This is a genomic window from Kitasatospora sp. NPDC090091 (assembly GCF_044747365.1).
Taxonomy (GTDB): domain Bacteria; phylum Actinomycetota; class Actinomycetes; order Streptomycetales; family Streptomycetaceae; genus Kitasatospora.
This window is the reverse complement of record NZ_JBIVDY010000057.1, coordinates 1-2,386: the sequence shown is the minus strand read 5'-3', so window position 1 is coordinate 2,386 and position 2,386 is coordinate 1. Positions and strand designations below refer to the sequence as shown.

General features: G+C 67.6%; 2 protein-coding genes and 1 pseudogene. 2 read left to right on the top strand and 1 reads right to left on the bottom strand.

Annotation, left to right across the window (positions count from 1 at the left end):
* Positions 1 to 322 precede the first annotated feature (322 nt).
* Both ACIPSC_RS38995 and ACIPSC_RS38990 read left to right on the top strand, forming a co-directional pair.
* The gene (locus ACIPSC_RS38995) at positions 323 to 1,069 is read left to right on the top strand and encodes a hypothetical protein (protein ID WP_400835158.1); all 747 of its coding nucleotides are present in this window, start codon (positions 323 to 325) and stop codon (positions 1,067 to 1,069) included.
* Between the two features lie 315 nt (positions 1,070 to 1,384).
* Positions 1,385 to 2,167 (top strand): IS5 family transposase, encoded by a 783-nt coding sequence (locus tag ACIPSC_RS38990; protein ID WP_400835155.1) that lies wholly within the window; start codon positions 1,385 to 1,387, stop codon positions 2,165 to 2,167.
* On the opposite strand, the pseudogene ACIPSC_RS38985 reads toward ACIPSC_RS38990, so the two are convergent.
* A pseudogene (locus tag ACIPSC_RS38985) lies at positions 2,133 to 2,386 on the bottom strand (hypothetical protein); the annotation flags it as partial. The gene ACIPSC_RS38990 and the pseudogene ACIPSC_RS38985 overlap by 35 nt on opposite strands.

The following is a 2,386-nucleotide window of genomic DNA, read 5'->3' as shown; positions in this document are numbered from 1 at the left end:
AGAAGCCGTTGTCGTACCGATCTGGGTGAGCATGGGTTCGAGCGCGGCCGCTCAGTCGGGCGACCTTCTGTCTGTCCGTGCATGAAGACAGGGCCTCTGGTGCAGCTTGGGGCTGTCGAGACCTTGAGCACACCAGGAGGCCCTACCGACGGCATGCATCCCGGCACCTCCACCGCAGAGCCGAGACAACACCTCGTCTCTGCCGCCGAAACACCGACCCTATGCCTGGCCAGCGCAAATGCACCCGTCACTCTCGGAAAGACAACGGCTTCTAACTGGCCCGGACAGGAATCGTGTCAGAAGTCTGGTCTAGGTTTGGCCTGTGAATCACAGCACCCTCACGGCCGGGGCGCCCCGCGAACCTGACGTGCCGCCCTACCAGGTAGTCCTGGCGGAGACTGATTGGGGTTCGCTCCAGACAGCTTTCGGGAACGGTGAGTGCCTTCCCAAAGTCCTGGCACGGTTGCTGGAGCCTGATCCCAAGGTGCAGGTCACCGCTTTGTCGGAACTGAGTGAGCTGGTCGGCCACCAGAACACCATCTACGAAGCCACCGCCCCCGTCGCCATGTATGTCGCCGGCATCCTCACCCACCCGGCGGCCATGACCCTCCGGCCGTATCGCAACGTCCCCATCCGCGCGACATTGTTGAACTGGTTGGCTTCCACGGCCGACAACGCTTGTGACGAGGTTGTCGACCGCACCGAGCAGTACTTCCCTGGCTTCCTCACCCCCGGCACCATCGTGGCGGTCTTCCGGGACCTGCGCCCGATGCTTTATCGAGCCGTCGCGCCCTTCCTGCAGGACAGTCACGAGGACGTGCGCGAAGCCGCCAGCCTCGCCGCGCTCATCCTCGCCGAACACCCCGCGCTCGCCCAGCACCGCGATCACCTCGCCGTGCATGCGCGCCGCATCCTGGACACCAGCAGCGACGCCCCTAACCGGCGCGTTGCCTGGAAGGCCCTCGAAGCATGGGGCCACGACGTCACCGACATCGAACCTTTCCAGGAGAAGCCCTGGGACTGCGGGCCACACAGCGATGGCCGCGGCGATCTCGAACCTCCCTTCTGACTGAGAAGCGAACGGCCCACCGGCCCAAGGATGTGCGGCCGTTTAGAAGCCGTTGTCGTAACGATCTTGGTGAGCATGGGTTCGAGTGCGGCGGCTCGGTCGGGCGGTCTTTGGTCTGTCCGTGCATGAAAACAGGGCCTCTGGTGCAGCTCGGGGTTGTTGAGACCTTGAGCACATCAGGAGGCCCTGTTGCCGCTGTTGTACGCCCTCACGCCTGCAGGCTTCAACTCGGCTGCTCGTGAGTGTGATTGTCTCGCTCACCGGTTCGGCAACGCCGGGGACCGGCCGCACAGGCGGCCGAAGTATCCCTCGGACATGACGGATGCCGAATGGGCCGTGGTGCGCGATGCGCTGCCGGTGCCGGGGTGGCTGGAGGGCCGGGGCGGTCAGCCGGAGGGCTATTGCCATCGGCAGATGGTCGACGCGGTGCGCTACCTGGTCGCAGGCGGCATCACCTGGCGGTCGATGCCCGCGGACTTCCCCGCGTGGGACCGCGTCTACGCGTTCTTCCGGCGCTGGCGGGACAAGGGTCTGGTCGCCGAGTTCCACGACCGGCTGCGCGACCGGGTCCGCGAGGCCGCCAGCCGGGACCGGGAACCGACGGCGGGCATCATCGACTCCCAGTCGGTGAAGGGAGCCGCGTCGGTGCCAGCCGCGACCAGGGGTTTCGACGGTGGGAAGAAGGTCAACGGGCGCAAGCGCCACATCGTGGTGGACACCCTCGGGCTGCTGCTGACGGTGATGGTCACCGCGGCGTCCGTCACCGACCGCGACGCGGGCCGGACACTGCTGGCCCGGCTACGGGAGCGGCACTGGCGCATCACGCTGGTGTGGGCGGACGGCGGCTACACCGGACGCCTGGTCGACGTCACCCGCGACATCCTCGCCATCGCGCTGTCAGTGGTCAGACGCACCGACGACACCACGGGCTTCGTGGTGCTGCCCAAGAGGTGGCTGGTGGAGCGGACGTTCGCGTGGCTGATGCGCTCGCGTCGCCTGGCCCGCGACTACGAGGCCCGCACCGACACCGCGGAGGCGATGATCCGCTGGTCGATGACCATGGTCATGAGCCGCCGCCTCGCCCGGCGGCCACGCTGAACAACCCCGGACGGTCCTCAGTCAGCCAGCCCCGCGCGGCCAGCCGCTTCGCCTTTGACCGCACCCCCTCGACCTTCGCCGGAACCGCCTCCAGACCGAGCGCCAGCGCCAGCTGCCGACAGTCCATCGCCTCCCCGCCCGACCCGCTCTCGCCGGCCAGGACATCCACGAGCCGACGGTAGTCCGACGCCAGCACACCGACATCGAGGCCGTCCCTCC

Excerpts from the sequence above, each read along its gene's own strand:
- ACIPSC_RS38990 (WP_400835155.1), top strand. The coding sequence starts at position 1,385 with ATGACGGATGCCGAATGGGCCGTGGTGCGCGATGCGCTGCCGGTGCCG.